This window comes from Moorena sp. SIO3A2 (genome assembly GCF_010672265.1).
GTDB lineage: Bacteria > Cyanobacteriota > Cyanobacteriia > Cyanobacteriales > Coleofasciculaceae > Moorena > Moorena producens.
The window spans coordinates 26,073-42,451 of record NZ_JAAHHC010000025.1 but is presented as its reverse complement, the minus strand read 5'-3'; the positions used below and the strand labels follow the sequence as shown (position 1 = coordinate 42,451).

Here is a 16,379-nt window from a genome sequence, read left to right as displayed (position 1 = left end):
ATCAAGCTTTTTGCTCCACCCCAAATCCTACTAGAACCACCTTGTCTAGGGGTTGACTTTCTGGAGGACGCTGGTAATTGATAATTTTGCGGATTCTTAAGTTGGGATTGATCAGGGTAATGGAATCAACAGATACCACACGGGTATAGTAGGTGGTCATCAAAAGTTCTAGTTTATTGGTATCGAAGCTAAAATGAGCGACTTTAGGTTTAGCTTCTTCGTAGGCGCGATCGCGTAAATAATCTCCCTCTATAATCATTGATTCTTCGACCTGAGGCACAAAAAGCATATTCAGTTGTTGGGACACCCGTTCACCTTTTTCAGAAACTGTCTCGAAACCAAGATGATAACCACACAGGTCATTGATATTAGGTAAGTCAGGTTGCTGATTATCTATCAATACCTTAGTTTTAAGGGGAGAAGACAGGGGTTCAATGGTGAATTCTGTAAGGGAGCGCTCTACCTCCTGGTGAGTCAGATTATGATAGGTACGTTGTGCCACCCAGGTTCCTACACAGCAATCAAAGAAGTATTTAAATTTGGATATAGACATTGCTTTGTTAATTTAAATTTTAAATTTTAATTTAATTAAAAATCATTACTATCTCGTTTAAATTTTATAGTTTATAGTTATTTTGCTGATTTATTGGTTTAGCTAAATTTTTTCAATTTATTAATTAAATGATCAAAATAGGGAGCTATTGTTTCGGGTTCATATAATCGCTTTAAACTAGCTGCCTTTATCTCTTCTAATCCTGATACCATTGCGGCGATTGGAACTTGCAATTCTTTGTACAACAAATTCATATAGTGCAGTCCTTCAGCACTAGTAAAGTTGGTGCTACTGCCAGCAATTCCATAGGTAATACAACGGAGGAAATGCCAAAAATCTCGCCAACAGGCTTCTGCTCGTGGGGGGGGATAAAGACCACCCCCTGGTTTAGTAATATCAGGATATTGAGCCAATACGGTTTCCCGCGCTTCGGAAACGATATCAGAAGCGTTATCCCGCAAAAATTTGGCTGTATTGATTAAGGGTTCCGTATCTGGTGAACAGGCTTTAATCTGCTGCAAGTCATCATCGGTAAGATAGCGACCGTGATCATCAGCTGCCTGGAAATGCTCGATAATCCCTGGGGGATAGGAGTGTTGCCAGTTGGTAAAGCTGACAATTCTGGCTTTGGTAATTAGCTCTTTGATATAGTCGCTTAGTTGAGTCGTCATGGTTGATCTTTGTTGAAGGTTGTTCACGTAGCGTGGCCTATTGGCCAAGGTTTAAGGTTTAAGGTTTAAGGTTTAAGGTTTAAGGTTGACCTTACCATCTCATCAACGCAACGGTTCACAAAAACTATAAAGTGAACTAGCCTTAGCTACTAGGGGAAGCTAGGGTTAGTTCACTTGATGAGAATTATACTAAATTATGATAATCTTTGATTAAATCTGTTAAGAAATGTAAAAAAAGCTGGCTCTGTAGTGCTATGGACATCCGCCAAATCGAAATCTCTCTCAAAAGTCCAAATGCTCAGGATCGCCTCAGGGCACTTACTGCTTTGAGAGAGTATGGTTCAGATGTAGCTGTTCCCCTACTCACAAGTAAACTCAAGGACCCAGAGTTTTTAGTGCGCTCCTTTGTGGCAATGGGACTGGGGAATAAACGGACTGACGAGTCCTATGCTGCGTTATTAAATTTGATGCAATTTGATACCGACCCCAATGTCAGGGCAGAAGCTTCCAATTCCTTGTCCAAGTATGGAGAGGTGTCAATATCTCATCTAGTCACTAGCTTTCAACAGGATGATCACTGGCTGGTGCGCCGTAGCATTCTTGCTGCTTTGGTGGAAATGTCTTGTCCAGAAGAACTCTATAGTATTTGTATTTGCGGCTTAGCAGGGGAAGACCCAACTGTCCGAGAAGCAGGAATTGATGCCCTAGGGTTACTGGCTGGTACTGTTAAGGAAACTGAGGCATTGCAGCAAATTTTGGCTCTGAAAGATTCACAATGGTGGCGTATTCGGATGCATGTTGCCCGTGCCCTCAAACGATTTGATTCCCCCGATGCTAAAGCAGCATTGGCAGAACTGATGAAGGATGAAGAGCATCGGGTGGTAGCTGCTGCTTTAGATAGTTCCCTCTAGAGCATCGGTTTGGTGATCAGATTTAGGGAGTCGGGAGTCGCAAAACAGCGCCGACCTGTGGGGGTTACCCTCATGACCGACTGCATCAAGAGGGGGTAATTGACACTCCCCGTCCTGTAAGAACGGGGATTCTTACTTCAACGAGCCGACTTGCTCAGCCAGGTCGGAACCAGAAAGAGTAGAGGCCGATTCGACCTAAGCGTTCTGATCATAGATCTAGGTTTCGGTGTGCCCCACCGTACCTTCTTTTTTTTTATATAGATAGATAGGTACTTTTTTTATCTAAATTTTTCATAGACGTTCAAGTCGTTAGACGGAATCACGCAATCTGCACTCTTTTGCCGATTTTTTACGTTGTCTACTTATTGTTAGATAATATCTATCTAATCTTTTAGTTTATTGTTTATAATTTTATAGTAGCACACCTAGTACAAACTGTCAATACAAAGTCTTAAGAAAAAGCCGTCCTAGAAGGACGGGGCTTTAAACCCAAATCTTTTGGTAAATTGAATTTACCGAATAATTTTGAAAAATTATATATAAATATGAGGCGTTGCGTCAGTCTTGGAATTAATAGGAGTAGACTGGGCATCCTGCCCGCGCGAAAATAAGCAGGAAACTGGCAAGATGCCAGTTCTACACCTGATGCCCATTCCACGCAAACATGCCCATTCTAGAGGTGCGCTTAAAATCATGCCATTATTAAGCAAGGCCAAAAATTTTACAAGGAGTGGGGCTCGTGATCAGTTCTGAAAATTGGTTGTATCCCATGCTTAATTAACAGCCGTATTATATGGATTGGATAATACAGGAAAGCTAGCACTCTAGGCAGGGACAGTAACGCCCAATCTGCTTCGTTGGGCATGACGGTAACAAACAAACTGTTTTTTAGCCAATGGAGACAGTACATCACTCTGTCATGCAGACGCTCTCTCATGGTGAAGTAAAAGCGATGATTGTAGGACAAGAAAAAAGCCCAAAACCCTTTTGCTTCTGAGAGCTTAGGGCCGACTTCAAGGTCACGGAAAAGCTGTGATCGTACTTGGATAGCGAGGGATTGGGAGACTGGTTGGGCTTGCAATTTATTTAGGATTATCTGTGGCAACGTGACTCCCAGCAAATCCCTGACTAGGCAAAGGTCAAGCAAGAGCATACGTTCACAACCGAGCTTTTGAGCCTCTGCCAGTACTCTGCGCCAATCTAACTGGGGATGAGTACGCAGTAGTTCAGCAACATCGCATAACTGAGCCAGACGTACACTCCAGTGACAACAGTCTTTGCCCAATTGCACACAGAGAATTAACAGCATCTGTTCTGGCGAGATAGTAGAGACTGTCTTACCAGCAAGGGATAGAGGCTCAAGATGCGATCGCAAATACTCAAAATCTAATGGCAAACAGAATAAATCGGGTACAATCCCCTCGTGAAGGTCAATACAGACTCGACTCTTTTTATCCACAAAGTGATACTCCCAGCCTAGGTCTTTTTGCAATTGATACCCTTGAGACAGGAGTAATTCTTTAACTGTGGGGATGTCGTGCTTATCAACCAGGATGTCTAAGTCACCAAACTGCCGCAGCCCCAGATTGCCGTAAACTGAAACAGCAAGGGTAGGGCCTTTGAAGGGGATAGCAGAAATTCCGTGTTTCTCCAGAAGAGTCAGGAGCTTGAGTAGTTTCTGAATCAGAAATGTGTTGTGTACTACTAAGTGCTGGAAATAATTTCGGAGTTGTTTGAGTATGTTTTGGGGCACCAAGTCTGGGCAGGTATTTTTGAGACTATGGTACAGCAGCGGTAAGATTTTCTGACGGCGAGCTGTTTTGAGCAGATAAGTCCAGTCGATGTCTTGCTCAAGCAGTAAACGTTTGATAGACTCAGCAGTCCCTTCGTCGATGCTGGTTCGGACACAGTAGAGGAGTAACTGGAGTTCTGGTTTAGTTTGGAGTTCTCGGTTAGTTATCGATACTGATGCTATAGTAGTTAATGGGGTTAAAGTCATCATCAAAGGTTGATCTAAAAACTCGCGCTGTGGAAACCGCCATTATGGATGTGGCGGATATAATGGCACCTAAAACTTGAATTTTCCCTTCAAAATGGGAAAATTAGCGAATTACGCCTCAAAGGTAATTAATTAAAATAATCTATTCAGTAATCTATTCAGTAATTGATTACTATTTACTTACTACTTACAGAAAAAACTGGGATTTTCAGTACATTTGACTGGTGAGTTTGCAAAGTTTTGATGAAGTACCTTGCCATATAACACAATTAAGGATTAGTTTTTAAGTAATCCCTATTGACTGGCAGCGCTTTCCTTGCTAATGCTTTGACAGGGTGGCAAGGAAAGCTTCCCCTTAGGTAGATATGGGTATGGGGATTTGGGTATGGGGATTTGGGTGGCTTAGTCAGGCAAAGGTTAGCTCAGGCAAAGGTTAGATCAGACAAATGTTAACGATTATTTCTTTGTCTGGGAGAAATGAGACAGGAAGTATGGCGATCCTCTATGCTCAGTAAGGGTTTTACTATGTATACGAGCAATATAAATGTATCAGCCTTTCCTGGACTATCTGGAAAAAGAGCTATTCAAGCGGTTTGATTTAAGCAGTCAACCAATTCCCCCAGGCTTAGAACGCCAGGTAAGCGATCGCGCTAAACATCGGTCAATTATTCAAAGCTGGTGTTACCAATGCCCAGAATTGCGGAAGATTCGCTATACCTACATGGATGTTGGACCAGTCTCCCAAGTGTTTAACAGTGTGATGTATCCCAGTCACTGTTACGATCTCCCTTTGCTAGGGATTGACTTCTTAGCCTTTGGGAAAAAGAAGATCCTGGTGGTTCTAGACTTTCAGCCATTGTTCAGGGATGAAGCCTATCAGGAAAAATACATTGAACCAATGCGAGCCATTCGCGATCGCTATCAGGACTTGGCACAAAACTTAGAAATGAAGTTTTATGATGCTAACCAGTACTTCTCTAAGTATCTACTGTTTGCCAAAATCGATTCCTTAGAGAAAGTGCAAACGGAAGTCTTTGAAGCTTACAAAGACTACTTGGCGTTATATTGGCAAATGGTGGAGCAAGCTGAGCCTCTAACTGAGCCAGAAGATATTCAGCGAATTGTTAAGGCACAGAAAGACTACGACCAGTATAGTGCCGACAGAGACCCAGCCCATGGTCTGTTCAGCAGCTACTTTGGTCCCGAGTGGGCAGAGCGGTTCTTATATGAGTTCTTATTTGAAGATGCCATGCCTTTAGCCGTTAGTCAAAGCCAAACATGACTCTCTATCAGCCGTTTCTAGACTACGCGATCGCATATCTAAAAGAGCGCCTTGATCTACAGCCTTATCCCATTCCCTCTGGGTTTGAAAGCAAATTCGCCACAGTGGGGAAAGGGAAAAAGCAGCAAGATGTCCTGACCACCAGTTATGCCTTTGCTGCACCCAAAATTAGACAAATTCGAGCTGCTCATGTCCAGGGGGGAACCGCATTACAGGTACTCAATTTTGTGATCTTCCCCCACCTAAACTATGACCTACCCTTCTTCGGGGCTGACTTAGTCACCTTACCTGGTGGACATCTGATTGCCTTGGATATGCAGCCCCTGTTCCGGGATGATCCAGCTTATCAAGCTAGTTACACGGAACCGATACTACCGATTTTCAAGGCCCATCAACAGCATTTGCCTTGGGGAGGAGAATTCCCTGAGGAAGCAACACCCTTCTTTTCCCCAGCTTTCCTGTGGACACGCCCTAAGGAAACCGAAGTAGTGGAAAATCGGGTGTTTGCTGCCTTCAAGGACTATCTGACAGCTTACTTGGATTTTGTGGATCAGGCAGAACTAATTACTGATTCCCAGCATCTGGAAGCCATCAAGGAAGCTCAACTGCGTTATCTGGGTTATCGTGCTGAAAAAGACCCAGCTCGTGGTATGTTCCAGAGATTTTATGGCAGTGAATGGACTGAGGAGTACATCCACGGTTTCTTGTTTGACCTAGAGCGAAAGCTCGCACAGGCAAGTTAAGCACTACTGAAATTCTTAGGATATTAAAACTTAACCTCAGTTCGATGTAAGAAATGGGTTAGTTTTTTCAGGAGTCAGGAGTCAGGATATTCGAGTCATAAGTCAGGACAAAACTACAGAATTCATGACTACATAATTGATCGGAATAATACAGAATTTTATTGTTGATAAAGCGTCAGCTATTAGCTATCAGCTTAAGCGCTACGCGCACGCTACGCGAACAGCTATCAGCTAAAGGCTTGTGACTGATAGCTGATAGCTGACGGCTTATGATAAAACTCTGATTAATTGCCAATTAACTGAGAAATAATTGATTTTGAATCCATTTATAATGACTCTAAGCTCCTGACTCGTAACTCCTAAATTGTAGAGCCTTTAATCAAACGTGCAAGATCTTAGCCTCGCCCCTAGCAGCGATCGCAAAAGCGCAACAGTAACCAGAAACAGATTTTTTTGATAAATCTCATCTCAAATCATTGTCTTGATGTAGCCCCTCGCCACTGGCGCTTTGCATCAAGACAATATTGTTTAAATGGGCGACAGCTTACTTAATACTTCATGCTTAATACTTAATACTTCATAGGTCGCTAAAATAACGAATCATTTATTTTAATTAAGAACCTTTAAAAAAGTTAGGCTTGTATGAAGCTTATCCCCTAATCTGTGATTATGACTGAGGTTTACGATCATAGAGGTGATTAATGACCATTCCTTTGCTAGAGTATCCTCCCTCAACCCAAAATCAGCGCGTCGCTGGATATGAGGTGCCCGGAGATGAGCAGCCTAAACTATACAGTACAGCTAATCTGCTCTCTCCATCGGAAATGGATGACTTGATTAGGGCAGCCTATAGTCAGATTTTTAATGAACAACAGATTCTCAAAAGCAACCGCCAAACCTTTTTAGAATCACAGCTGAGATTTGGTCAAATCACCGTGCGCGAGTTCATTCGTGGTCTAGCAACATCTGAAACTTTTTGGCAGCGCAATTATCAGACCAACAACAACTACCGTTTTGTCCAGATGTGTGTACAACGCATCTTGGGCCGTGATGTCTACAGCGAGCGGGAGAAGTTAGCCTGGTCAATATTTCTAGCTACTAATGGGTTACAAAACTTTATTGATGCTCTGCTTGATAGCGACGAGTACCTGGAAAACTTTGGTGATGACACCGTGCCTTACCAGCGGCGGCGGATCATAGCGCAGCGTACTCAAGGCGATCTACCCTTTGCCCGGATGCCTCGTTATGGGGAAGACTACCGCACCCAACTGCAACAGCTGGGTTACTTCAAACATGAACCAATCAAAAGTTATTATCCTCCTGCCTCAGTGCGCTTTGTAGCAGGAGTACTCACTAAGGCAGGGGCTGTAGTCTTACTTGGGGGAACAATTGCGACAGCCTTAGCGGCCTGGGGTATTATCAGTCTGTAGCTCTAACTGTAGTTTTGATAAGAAATGTTACTTACCTGCCAACAGTTAGAGCAATTAGCTGGAGTGAACAGCTCAGCTGTGTCTTGAGCAGGAGGTCAGCAACCAAGGGGCTTCCAGCACCAACGTGGATCCAATCCACAGGGTAGCCATGGCAAGCCAGTTCTGATCTGCCGTTGCAATCAGACATAAAAAAATCTTAAACTCTTAACAAGATGTAACGAATAAAGGCTCGACATCATTGTATAAAAGTTACCTGAAGGGTAAATAGTGACAGGCGAAAGCCAACCAACTGGTTGACACACAGCATTCCTAGGTCTCTCACCAAAACGTGAAGTTTTGTAATTTTTCTTAACGATCCGTTTTGTTACCAAACTAATGGGACAAAGACTAGGACAAAGACCAAGACAGAGAGATTAGGAGTATTGGCTGTGGCTGGAGCATGTTATATCCCCTTTCAGGCTGCTTGATTTAGTTTGATTCAGTCTGAGTCTGTTTAACTGAAGCCCGTTTTGAAACAAAACCAACTAACGTAGGAGATTCCGTCAATGTTTGATGCGTTTACTAAGCTTGTTTCTCAGGCTGATGCCCAGGGTCAATACATTAGTGCTGACCAACTAAATGCTCTTACCGCTATGGTGGCTGACAGCAACAAGCGGATGGATGCAGTAAACCGCATTACCAGCAACTCTTCCACCATTGTGGCTAACGCAGCTCGCTCTCTATTTGCTGAGCAACCCCAGTTAATCAATCCTGGTGGAAATGCCTACACCAGCCGTCGGATGGCTGCTTGCTTACGCGATATGGAAATCATCCTGCGCTATGTGACTTACGCCATTTTTGCTGGTGATGCTAGTGTGCTGGAAGACCGCTGCCTCAATGGCCTGCGGGAAACCTACCTAGCTCTGGGAACTCCTGGTGCTTCCGTAGCAGTGGGTGTAGGAAAGATGAAGGATGCTGCGATTGCGATCGCTAACGACACCAATGGCATCACCCCTGGTGATTGCAGCTCTCTGATGGCTGAAATTGGCAGCTACTTCGACAAAGCAGCTGGTGCGGTTGCCTAAAAAGCCGAAGGCATATCACTTGCTGTCTAAATATCACAACTTCAAACGTTTTTGAAAACTTGACAAAATATTAGGGAGATACCTAGACAATGAAAACCCCGCTTACAGAAGCCGTCGCTGCTGCTGACGCTCAAGGTCGTTTTTTAACTAATACAGAAATCCAGACTGCCTTCGGTCGATTCCAGCGGGCTACAGCTTGCTTAGATGCAGCAAAAGCCTTAACTGCTAAAGCCTCAACCTTGACTGACGGTGCAGCCCAAGCGGTGTATAACAAATTCCCTTACACCACTAGCATGCCTGGACCAACCTACGCATCTGATGCTACAGGTAAGGCAAAATGCTCCCGTGATATCGGTTACTATCTGCGTATGGTTACTTACTGCCTAGTTGCTGGTGGTACTGGACCGATGGATGAGTACTTGATTGCTGGTTTAGATGAAATCAACCGTACCTTCGAGCTGTCTCCGAGCTGGTACATCGAAGCCCTCAAGTACATCAAAGCTAACCATGGTTTAACTGGTCAGCCTGCTACTGAGGCAAATAACTACATTGACTACGCTATTAACGCCCTGAGCTAATTGCTCTTTTGGCCTGGAAAGGTCAGCAGGTGTTAGCAAGAACTAGCATCTGCTGACCTTTCCGGGCATTGTTTTGTCTATGTAGTTTGTCTGCAAAGGGAACAAGGAGCAGGGAGCAGGGAGTAGGGAATATGGCATCAAAAATGCTCACAATTGATTTAGGTACCCTATATCTACCAAGTAAAAGGATAAAGTAAGAAATTGGTAGGTTTTTTGAGGAGACAGGAGACAGGAGCGTGCGTAAAATTAAAATTAACAAGTTTAAATTAACAAGTTTCAATGTTGCAGCCTAGTCTTAAGAATGATGTTGAGACTGATAACTCTGAGTCTTTAACTGTAGAGCAAGCGATCGCAAATCTAAAAGGAAACGACCAGGGGCTTCGCTATTATGCAGCATGGTGGCTAGGAAAGTTCCGAGTCCGGGAACCACTGGCAATTGATGCCCTAATTGCTGCGCTACAAGATCAGCAGAACCAGACAGAATTAGGAGGATATCCTCTGCGCCGGAATGCCGCTAGGGCACTAGGCAAACTAGGAGACCATCGAGCTGTGCCTGCGCTGATTGATTGTTTAGACTGCCCGGATTTTTATGTTAGGGAAGCAGCGGTACAATCTTTAGGGATGTTAGAAGATCGTACCTGTATTCCCAAGCTGATCAAATTGCTAGACGGAGGTTTAGAAGCAGCCCAGCCTATATCCGGAAGTCCCCACCTCGCCCAACCCTACAATGCTGTCATCGAAGCCTTGGGGGATCTTGGTGTAACTGAAGCTATTGACCTGATTGAAATATTCTTAGAGCATCCTAACGAGTTGGAACAGTATGCCGCTGCGCGGGCGATGTACCAGCTAACTCAAAACCCTACTTATGTTGAACCTTTAATCAAAGCTTTGAGTGCTAATCAAGTGCAACTGAGGCGGGCAGCTCTTTCCGATCTCGGGGCAATTGGTTATTTACCAGCAGCAGATGCGATCGCTAAGACCTGGGCAGAAAATAGTCTCAGGGTAATCGCGCTCAAAGGAATTCTAGAGCATTACTTAGAAAAACATCCCACTGATGGTTGTCACCTATCGGAGACGACAATTAGAATTATGAACTTGATCGATGGTCTTCTTTGAAGTGTGAAGGATAAAGTATCAAAGATGAAGAAACAAGTATGGAATAATTTTATCTAAAATTTTATCTAACGATTTTCTCTAACCATTTATACTAATATAGTAATTTTATATAAACCATTTATCGAAGCATTGCGTCAAAACTGGTAGGTTTTAATAATTTCACTTTTTGCTTTAAACCTACCACTATACCCTTAGGGCAAATAACTTTTCAACTTATATCATATCAGGATAATTACCCTTAATAAAAATCTCCCCATCTCCCCATCTCCCCATCTCCCCACACTCCCCTAAGATTATTGGTATTCAACCAGACTTGATATTAGACCCCTGCATGACCAACACAACCCGAGACCAAGAATTAATTCGAGCTGTGAGAGAGGCAGATTCTGCCTATAGCTTAGTAAAAGCAGTGAGAATCCTGGCTAATGCCCATTTAGAAGCTGCGATCCCCACTTTAATTGCAGTTTTTAGCTACAATAACCCAGGTGCAGCAGAATTAGCTGCCGGTGGGATAGTGCGATTCGGGAAAACAGCAGTAGCGCAATTGCTAAACCTAATTGATGACTATAACTACGGAGGTAGAGCCTGGGCAATCCGCGCACTATCAGGAATTGGCGATCCTAGAGCCTTCGATACCTTAATCGAAGCTGCTGAAACTGACTTTGCTATGAGCGTCCGTCGAGCTGCTACAAAAGGTCTGGGCAGCCTGGACTGGGAGGATATGCCTAAAGATAAAATTCCTGTTGCCCAAGAGCAAGCTTTCAAAACACTACTGCTAACCTGCCAAGACTCAGAATGGGTAGTTCGTTATTCTTCCGTAGTAGGATTGCAAGGTCTAGCTACTGCGGTAGCGGTTACCTATCCGGATCTGGCTGAGAGTATCAAAACTCATTTAGCGCAAATGTTTAAGACTGAAACCGATTTAACAGTGCGCACCCGTATCCAACAGGCTATCCAACAACTTGCATGAAGAATAACTAATTAAGAACGCCGAATATTAAAACAACACCAATCCTGATGCTTCCAGAGGGTGGCGACAATCCAGTTATTTTGTTCTAGGGTATCAGCAATTGGTTTGACCTGATCTAATAACACACCACTGATAACTCCCCAGCTAGTGGGTTTCGCTATAGCACTCATTAGTGGAATTAAATCAATAATTACCTCTGCCAGAATGTTGCAGAGGATTCCATCTACTGGTTCACCATTAGTAAGCTTAGACAAGGTTTCTAGACTACCCTGTTCTATCACCAGATCCTGGTCAGACATGTTGTTAAGAGAGCGGTTGTTGCGGGCAGCACCCACTGCTAAGGGGTCAGTATCGACGCCATAGACCTTTGTAGCCCCTAACAACACCGAGGCAATGGAGAGAATGCCCGAACCACAGCCAATATCCACTACCACATTGTCCTGATCACTGCTGAAGCCTAGACGCATCTCTAGTGCTTCCAGGCATAACTGGGTGGTGGGATGGGTACCTGTGCCAAATGCTGCTCCGGGATCAAGGCGTAACAAGATCCGTTCGGAAGGGTCTGGTAAAGGTAGCCAAGCGGGATATATCAAAAAGCGATCGCCAACTTCTTGGGGTTCCCAGTATTGTTTCCAACTACTTGCCCAATCTTCCTCATCAATCAGGTGCCACCGAGTTATGGGTACTGGCAGCCCTACAGTAAGGGCGTCCTGATTTACCCAAAGGGCAAGGGCGGCCAAATCCAACAGCTGTGCTTGTATTTGGGGTAAGTGAGCAAGCACTAGTTGAGAATGTCCCTTAAGCTGGCTGGACATTCCTCGACAACCAAACTTTTCTAGTCGCCAGAAGATTAAATCCTCTAAGGCAGAGTCGCACAAAATTTGAATTTCCCACCAGCTATTTGCCATATCTTAGTTCCGAGGTCGAGAGTGCTGAGTTTAAGAGTGGGGAGTCAGCAGAGGGAGTTACCTGGTCTAAACTTAAGGATCAAGATTGTTTGTACCTATAACCTTTTCCCCATATTCAGCACCCAGCACTCAGCACTCAATAGTGAACGTATTCAGTACTGAACGTATTCAGTACTTAACTTATAAAGTTACCGTGTGAGCATCCCTAATCCCTGGCACCTTCATAATCTCTGTTAAAACTCCCTCCGGTAAGGGGTCATCTAGACTAAGAACCATAACTGCGTCACCCCGCACAATTTTGCGACCCACCTGCATACTGGCAATATTGACATTAAAACTACCCAGCAGAGAGCCAATTTTACCAATAATTCCCGGCATATCCCGGTGTACGGTAAACAGCATATAGTGAGTGGGAGGAACATTAATCGGGAATTCGTCGATACTGGTAATGTGGATTTCCCCATCATTCAACAGAGCACCCGTTACAGAATGTTTTCCCATGGACCCGGTAGCTGATAGATGTAGGGATCCAGAATAGTCTCGCATCGAAGCATCCCTGGTTTCAATTACCCGAATACCCCGCTCTTTTGCCTCAATGGATGCATTGACATAGTTTACCCGCTCTCGCAGTGCCTGGGAAAGTAAGCCTTTCAGGGCAGCAACCACTAAGGGCTGGCTTTCGTTGGTAGCTAACTCTCCCTGTAATCGGACATCAAGTAATTCAATGCGTCCCCCCGCCAGTTGAGCAACTAGGTTACCCAGAGTTTCTGCCAACTCCATGTATGGTCTGAGTTTTTCAATCACATTGGGTGACAATCCAGGAATATTAACTGCTGAACGGGCCGGTAAGCCTAAGAGGACATCCCGAATTTGTTCGGCTACATCAACAGCAACATTAACTTGGGCTTCTGCGGTAGATGCCCCTAGGTGGGGGGTCAAAACTATTTCTTTCCCCAATTCACGCAAGGGAGATTCTCCTAGTGGTTCTGATTCATAAACATCCAATGCTGCACCAGCAATCTGACCCTCTTTTAGTGCCTTAGCCAGGGCTTCTTCATCAATAATGCCTCCTCTGGAACAGTTGATAATTCGGGCAGTCGGCTTCATCTTAGCAATGGCTTCGTCATTAATTAGATGAGTGGTGTCTGGAGTTTTGGGGATATGCAGTGTGATGTAATCAGACTCCCGCAACAGCAAATCCATCTCGACTAAACGACAGCCTAGCTGTTCCGCCCGTTCCACGGAAATGAAGGGATCATAGGCCAGCAACTTCATTCCCATTGCTCGGGCTACGGTTGCCACATGGGAGCCAATTTTACCCAAGCCAACTACACCAAGGTTTTTTTTGTAAACTTCTGTGCCAATAAAAAGCTTACGCTGCCACTTATTGCTTTTAACTGACTGATTAGCATCGGAGATATGGCGAGATAGAGCTAGCATCATGGCCAGGGCATGTTCGGCTGCGGCTATAGTATTTCCTTCCGGAGAGTTAACCACTACAATCCCATGACGAGTTGCTGCTGGAATATCGACATTGTCAACCCCAACACCAGCACGACCAATGATCTTGAGTTGCTTGCCCGCCTCAATTACCTCTTGGGTAACGCGGGTGCCAGAGCGAATCATCAGAGCATCATAGTCTGGGATAATTGTCAATAGTTCTTCCGGTGATACATTCGGATTGAAATTAACCTCAGCAACTTGGGAAAGGATATCAATCCCAGCTTGATCAATTGAGTCAGAAACAAGAACCTTAGACATGACCAGGAGATAGGTTAATGGGCTATACACACGGTGCTGGAGCTATTCGATGAGAAACTAAGATCAACCCCAAGAGTACTAGAGATGAATCATCATCCAATAGCACTTAACTACAAGGAAATGTAGTTGAACAGGTCGATTTGTTCACATTCAGTAGCTCTGACCGCAGTATGCTATCTTAACTGCAAAGGTATCCCTGGATAGCTAGTGATCTAAAAGATTTTAAGTTTCCCCCATCTTTGATGGAAAATTTCTCAAAACTCTCACTGTTGAAAACCCCTGTGCTTGAGGCGGGGGATCAAAACGAGCTCAAGGAAGAGTTCAAGTCAAGTTCATATCTAGATAATCAGCACAACTGGCGATGAAATATGTGATTGCTGTATTCCCCAACCGCATTAAGGCAGAAGAAGCTTATACTGCTTTGGAAAAAGAAGAGTTACCTATGGATCGAGTAAGTATCTTGGGTAGAGGATATAAGAGTGCTGATGAGTTTGGATTCATTGACCCCAAACAACAGGGAATCAAGGGAGCCCGACGCATGGCATATTGGTTGATTCCCTTTGGATTTGCGGCGGGTTATCTGTTCAATGTGCTAACTGAAATAAAACTGTTTGGCTTCTCTAGTGAAATTGGTAACCATCTCCTGGGAGGGGTATTTGGTGCGATCGCAGCAGCAATGGGTAGCGTTTTCGTTGGAGGTGGGGTTGGGTTGAGTGTTGGTAGTGGTGATGCACTGCCTTATCGGAACCGTCTGAATCAGGGGAAATACTTAATTGTGGTTCAGGGATCCGAGAGTTTGACGGAGCTAGGGACTAAAATTCTGGGTCAGTTTCAGCCGGAGACTATTCAAAGGTATGAGTTCCTGGAGAGTAATTAAGGGTTGCGCAATTATTTTTGTGGTAAAAATCCCAAAGGCGCAAAGAGTGGTAAGTAACTAACCATAAATGTAAATAAAAATCAATAAAATTTAAGAAAGATAACTTTTATATTTAGTAATGGGTAATAGATGGTATAGGAAACTAATTACCTATTGCTAAATCGTAAGCATTCAGCTGTCAGCGGTCAGCCGTCAGCTTATTTTATTCAAAAGCTGTTCAGTGTAGCGTGGGTGGAACAGGCTTCTAGCCTGTGACTTAGCGCATTAGCTGATAGCACCTCAAGTAGCGTGTGCGTAGCACATAAGCTGATAGCTGATACGCGACACGCTGATAGCTGATAGCTTACGCTAAATCCTAATTACAATTTGAGGAAATAATTATTTAGAATTTGGAATCAAACGTCTTTAACAAGTTGTTAGAAATGCTACCTAGAGAAGAACTTTTAAAAAGTGTAGAGAATCGAGAGGATGTGGCTCGTGTGATTGACCAAGCTGATCAAGCAATTAAGACTTGGGAGGTGGTATTGACTGATTTTCTATCACCGCCAGTTTTGGTAGAGGTTGCTCAGCAGTTTCAACGGTTGACAGAGGTGCAATTACTGGCTTGGGGGGGATATCCTCAAGCGGAACGACAACGGTTAGGGATTGCCCGTGAGGAATTGCCTCTGGATCAATCTCAGGTAGAGGTGGTCGGTTTGGATATTGCTGGGAATTTTTTGTTTGATACGGCAACTCACCGGGATTTCTTGGGCGCAATTCTGGGAACTGGATTGGTGCGAGAGAAGATTGGGGACATTATTGTCTTGGGAGAGCGAGGTGCTCAGGTGATTGTCGTACCAGAATTGGTAGAGTTTCTGGAGCTGAATTTAAATCAGGTTCGTTCGGTACCTGTCAAAACTCAACGGATTGATTTGAGTGAACTCAAAGTTAAGGAACCGAAAAAGAAACTCAGAACAACAACAGAAGCTTCCATGCGTCTAGATGCGATCGCATCGGCTGGGTTTGGTATGTCCCGCAGCAAGATGGTGGATTTCATTACCACTGGGGATGTGCGGGTTAACTGGAAAGAGGTCAAACAATCTAGCTATACAGTCAAATCTGGAGATTTGATTGCCATTCGTGGTAAAGGACGCTTGGAGGTTGGGGATGTCTCTATTACTAAAAAACAACGATATCGAGTTGAATTAACGCGATACATCTGAAACAGGCTGGGGCTTCAACATTCGCTGTGTTCAATGTGTTCAATCCCCTTTGTATAAGATAAATTGAGAAAGGTACATATAAAAAGTCTATAGGCTGTCAACACCCCATACCCTGACTGGGAGTAAAGACCCCAGCTGGTTTTTCCTCCCCCGTCGCCCATAGGTGTGGTTTCCACGCTCCCGTGAAGTTTTAGCTTCCGGCAAAAGAAGCCCCACATCTGCGACGCTTGGCCTTTGGCCACGCTAAGGGAACGCGCTTGAGTGTGGGATGAATTTTGCACAGAGTATTTCACGAAAGACCAAGCGATGTGTTA

Annotated in this window: 17 protein-coding genes; 10 read left to right on the top strand and 7 right to left on the bottom strand. The window is 44.2% G+C overall.

All coding sequences use genetic code 11. The annotated features are described in order from the left end of the window. Position 1 precedes the first annotated feature (1 nt). Both F6K64_RS24215 and F6K64_RS24210 read right to left on the bottom strand, forming a co-directional pair. A complete protein-coding gene (locus tag F6K64_RS24215) occupies positions 2-553 on the bottom strand; it encodes a phycobiliprotein lyase (RefSeq protein WP_008184565.1) in 552 nt (183 codons plus the stop codon). 98 nt (positions 554-651) lie between these two features. Next, complete coding sequence (locus F6K64_RS24210; RefSeq protein ID WP_008184563.1) at positions 652-1,224, bottom strand: bilin-binding protein; 573 nt, start codon at positions 1,222-1,224, stop codon at positions 652-654. 254 nt (positions 1,225-1,478) lie between these two features. Between F6K64_RS24210 and F6K64_RS24205 the strand changes: the two genes are divergently transcribed. Continuing rightward, complete coding sequence (locus tag F6K64_RS24205; protein ID WP_008184562.1) at positions 1,479-2,135, top strand: HEAT repeat domain-containing protein; 657 nt, start codon at positions 1,479-1,481, stop codon at positions 2,133-2,135. Positions 2,136-2,856: 721 nt separating this feature from the next. Here the strand turns inward: F6K64_RS24205 and F6K64_RS24200 are convergent. Then, positions 2,857-4,134 (bottom strand): nucleotidyltransferase domain-containing protein, encoded by a 1,278-nt coding sequence (locus tag F6K64_RS24200; protein ID WP_287266537.1) that lies wholly within the window; start codon positions 4,132-4,134, stop codon positions 2,857-2,859. Positions 4,135-4,678: 544 nt separating this feature from the next. Between F6K64_RS24200 and F6K64_RS24195 the strand changes: the two genes are divergently transcribed. The 3 genes from F6K64_RS24195 (at position 4,679) to F6K64_RS24185 (ending at position 7,589) form a co-directional block, all read left to right on the top strand. Further along, positions 4,679-5,416 carry a 15,16-dihydrobiliverdin:ferredoxin oxidoreductase gene (locus tag F6K64_RS24195; RefSeq protein WP_287266535.1) on the top strand — a complete coding sequence of 246 codons (738 nt, stop codon included), beginning with the start codon at positions 4,679-4,681 and terminating at the stop codon, positions 5,414-5,416. Then, the gene (locus tag F6K64_RS24190) at positions 5,413-6,159 is read left to right on the top strand and encodes a phycoerythrobilin:ferredoxin oxidoreductase (RefSeq protein WP_287266533.1); all 747 of its coding nucleotides are present in this window, start codon (positions 5,413-5,415) and stop codon (positions 6,157-6,159) included. Before F6K64_RS24195 ends, F6K64_RS24190 begins: the two co-directional genes overlap by 4 nt. A gap of 701 nt (positions 6,160-6,860) precedes the next feature. Further along, positions 6,861-7,589: a phycobilisome rod-core linker polypeptide gene (locus F6K64_RS24185; RefSeq protein ID WP_287266531.1), complete on the top strand. Its 729-nt coding sequence runs from the start codon at positions 6,861-6,863 to the stop codon at positions 7,587-7,589. A gap of 31 nt (positions 7,590-7,620) precedes the next feature. Here F6K64_RS24185 and F6K64_RS24180 read toward each other — a convergent pair whose 3' ends face one another. Next, a complete protein-coding gene (locus F6K64_RS24180) occupies positions 7,621-7,776 on the bottom strand; it encodes a hypothetical protein (protein ID WP_287266529.1) in 156 nt (51 codons plus the stop codon). 358 nt (positions 7,777-8,134) lie between these two features. Here F6K64_RS24180 and cpcB point away from each other — a divergent pair, with 358 nt between their 5' ends. Then, on the top strand, positions 8,135-8,653 hold the full coding sequence (gene cpcB / locus F6K64_RS24175; protein WP_287266526.1) for a C-phycocyanin subunit beta: 519 nt from the start codon (positions 8,135-8,137) through the stop codon (positions 8,651-8,653). 89 nt (positions 8,654-8,742) lie between these two features. Next, on the top strand, positions 8,743-9,231 hold the full coding sequence (gene cpcA / locus F6K64_RS24170; protein ID WP_287266523.1) for a C-phycocyanin subunit alpha: 489 nt from the start codon (positions 8,743-8,745) through the stop codon (positions 9,229-9,231). Positions 9,232-9,253: 22 nt separating this feature from the next. On the opposite strand, the gene F6K64_RS24165 is transcribed toward cpcA, so the two are convergent. Next, positions 9,254-9,382: a hypothetical protein gene (locus F6K64_RS24165; protein WP_287266521.1), complete on the bottom strand. Its 129-nt coding sequence runs from the start codon at positions 9,380-9,382 to the stop codon at positions 9,254-9,256. 128 nt (positions 9,383-9,510) lie between these two features. Between F6K64_RS24165 and cpcE the strand changes: the two genes are divergently transcribed. Together cpcE and cpcF are read left to right on the top strand one after the other, a co-directional pair. Next, positions 9,511-10,347, top strand: coding sequence for a C-phycocyanin alpha-cysteine-84 phycocyanobilin lyase subunit CpcE (gene cpcE / locus F6K64_RS24160; protein ID WP_287266519.1), 837 nt, complete (start codon positions 9,511-9,513; stop codon positions 10,345-10,347). 331 nt (positions 10,348-10,678) lie between these two features. Next, positions 10,679-11,317 carry a C-phycocyanin alpha-cysteine-84 phycocyanobilin lyase subunit CpcF gene (gene cpcF, locus F6K64_RS24155; RefSeq protein WP_287266517.1) on the top strand — a complete coding sequence of 213 codons (639 nt, stop codon included), beginning with the start codon at positions 10,679-10,681 and terminating at the stop codon, positions 11,315-11,317. A gap of 11 nt (positions 11,318-11,328) precedes the next feature. Here cpcF and prmA read toward each other — a convergent pair whose 3' ends face one another. Together prmA and serA are read right to left on the bottom strand one after the other, a co-directional pair. Next, the gene (gene prmA / locus F6K64_RS24150; RefSeq protein ID WP_287266515.1) at positions 11,329-12,225 is read right to left on the bottom strand and encodes a 50S ribosomal protein L11 methyltransferase; all 897 of its coding nucleotides are present in this window, start codon (positions 12,223-12,225) and stop codon (positions 11,329-11,331) included. Between the two features lie 180 nt (positions 12,226-12,405). Further along, positions 12,406-13,986 carry a phosphoglycerate dehydrogenase gene (serA, locus tag F6K64_RS24145; protein WP_008184540.1) on the bottom strand — a complete coding sequence of 527 codons (1,581 nt, stop codon included), beginning with the start codon at positions 13,984-13,986 and terminating at the stop codon, positions 12,406-12,408. 361 nt (positions 13,987-14,347) lie between these two features. Here serA and F6K64_RS24140 point away from each other — a divergent pair, with 361 nt between their 5' ends. Beyond that, positions 14,348-14,863: a hypothetical protein gene (locus tag F6K64_RS24140; protein WP_008184537.1), complete on the top strand. Its 516-nt coding sequence runs from the start codon at positions 14,348-14,350 to the stop codon at positions 14,861-14,863. A gap of 422 nt (positions 14,864-15,285) precedes the next feature. Then, complete coding sequence (locus F6K64_RS24135; protein ID WP_287251568.1) at positions 15,286-16,065, top strand: photosystem II electron transport protein, Sll1252 family; 780 nt, start codon at positions 15,286-15,288, stop codon at positions 16,063-16,065. The last annotated feature ends 314 nt before the right edge of the window (positions 16,066-16,379 follow it).

What these genes read in the sequence shown, in the direction of transcription:
- F6K64_RS24215 (WP_008184565.1), bottom strand. Translation starts at nt 553, where the DNA reads ATGTCTATATCCAAATTTAAATACTTCTTTGATTGCTGTGTAGGAACC.
- F6K64_RS24210 (WP_008184563.1), bottom strand. Translation starts at nt 1,224, where the DNA reads ATGACGACTCAACTAAGCGACTATATCAAAGAGCTAATTACCAAAGCC.
- F6K64_RS24205 (WP_008184562.1), top strand. Translation starts at nt 1,479, where the DNA reads ATGGACATCCGCCAAATCGAAATCTCTCTCAAAAGTCCAAATGCTCAG.
- F6K64_RS24200 (WP_287266537.1), bottom strand. Translation starts at nt 4,134, where the DNA reads ATGACTTTAACCCCATTAACTACTATAGCATCAGTATCGATAACTAAC.
- F6K64_RS24195 (WP_287266535.1), top strand. Translation starts at nt 4,679, where the DNA reads ATGTATCAGCCTTTCCTGGACTATCTGGAAAAAGAGCTATTCAAGCGG.
- F6K64_RS24190 (WP_287266533.1), top strand. Translation starts at nt 5,413, where the DNA reads ATGACTCTCTATCAGCCGTTTCTAGACTACGCGATCGCATATCTAAAA.
- F6K64_RS24185 (WP_287266531.1), top strand. Translation starts at nt 6,861, where the DNA reads ATGACCATTCCTTTGCTAGAGTATCCTCCCTCAACCCAAAATCAGCGC.
- F6K64_RS24180 (WP_287266529.1), bottom strand. Translation starts at nt 7,776, where the DNA reads ATGTCTGATTGCAACGGCAGATCAGAACTGGCTTGCCATGGCTACCCT.
- cpcB (WP_287266526.1), top strand. Translation starts at nt 8,135, where the DNA reads ATGTTTGATGCGTTTACTAAGCTTGTTTCTCAGGCTGATGCCCAGGGT.
- cpcA (WP_287266523.1), top strand. Translation starts at nt 8,743, where the DNA reads ATGAAAACCCCGCTTACAGAAGCCGTCGCTGCTGCTGACGCTCAAGGT.
- cpcE (WP_287266519.1), top strand. Translation starts at nt 9,511, where the DNA reads ATGTTGCAGCCTAGTCTTAAGAATGATGTTGAGACTGATAACTCTGAG.
- cpcF (WP_287266517.1), top strand. Translation starts at nt 10,679, where the DNA reads ATGACCAACACAACCCGAGACCAAGAATTAATTCGAGCTGTGAGAGAG.
- prmA (WP_287266515.1), bottom strand. Translation starts at nt 12,225, where the DNA reads ATGGCAAATAGCTGGTGGGAAATTCAAATTTTGTGCGACTCTGCCTTA.
- serA (WP_008184540.1), bottom strand. Translation starts at nt 13,986, where the DNA reads ATGTCTAAGGTTCTTGTTTCTGACTCAATTGATCAAGCTGGGATTGAT.
- F6K64_RS24140 (WP_008184537.1), top strand. Translation starts at nt 14,348, where the DNA reads ATGAAATATGTGATTGCTGTATTCCCCAACCGCATTAAGGCAGAAGAA.
- F6K64_RS24135 (WP_287251568.1), top strand. Translation starts at nt 15,286, where the DNA reads ATGCTACCTAGAGAAGAACTTTTAAAAAGTGTAGAGAATCGAGAGGAT.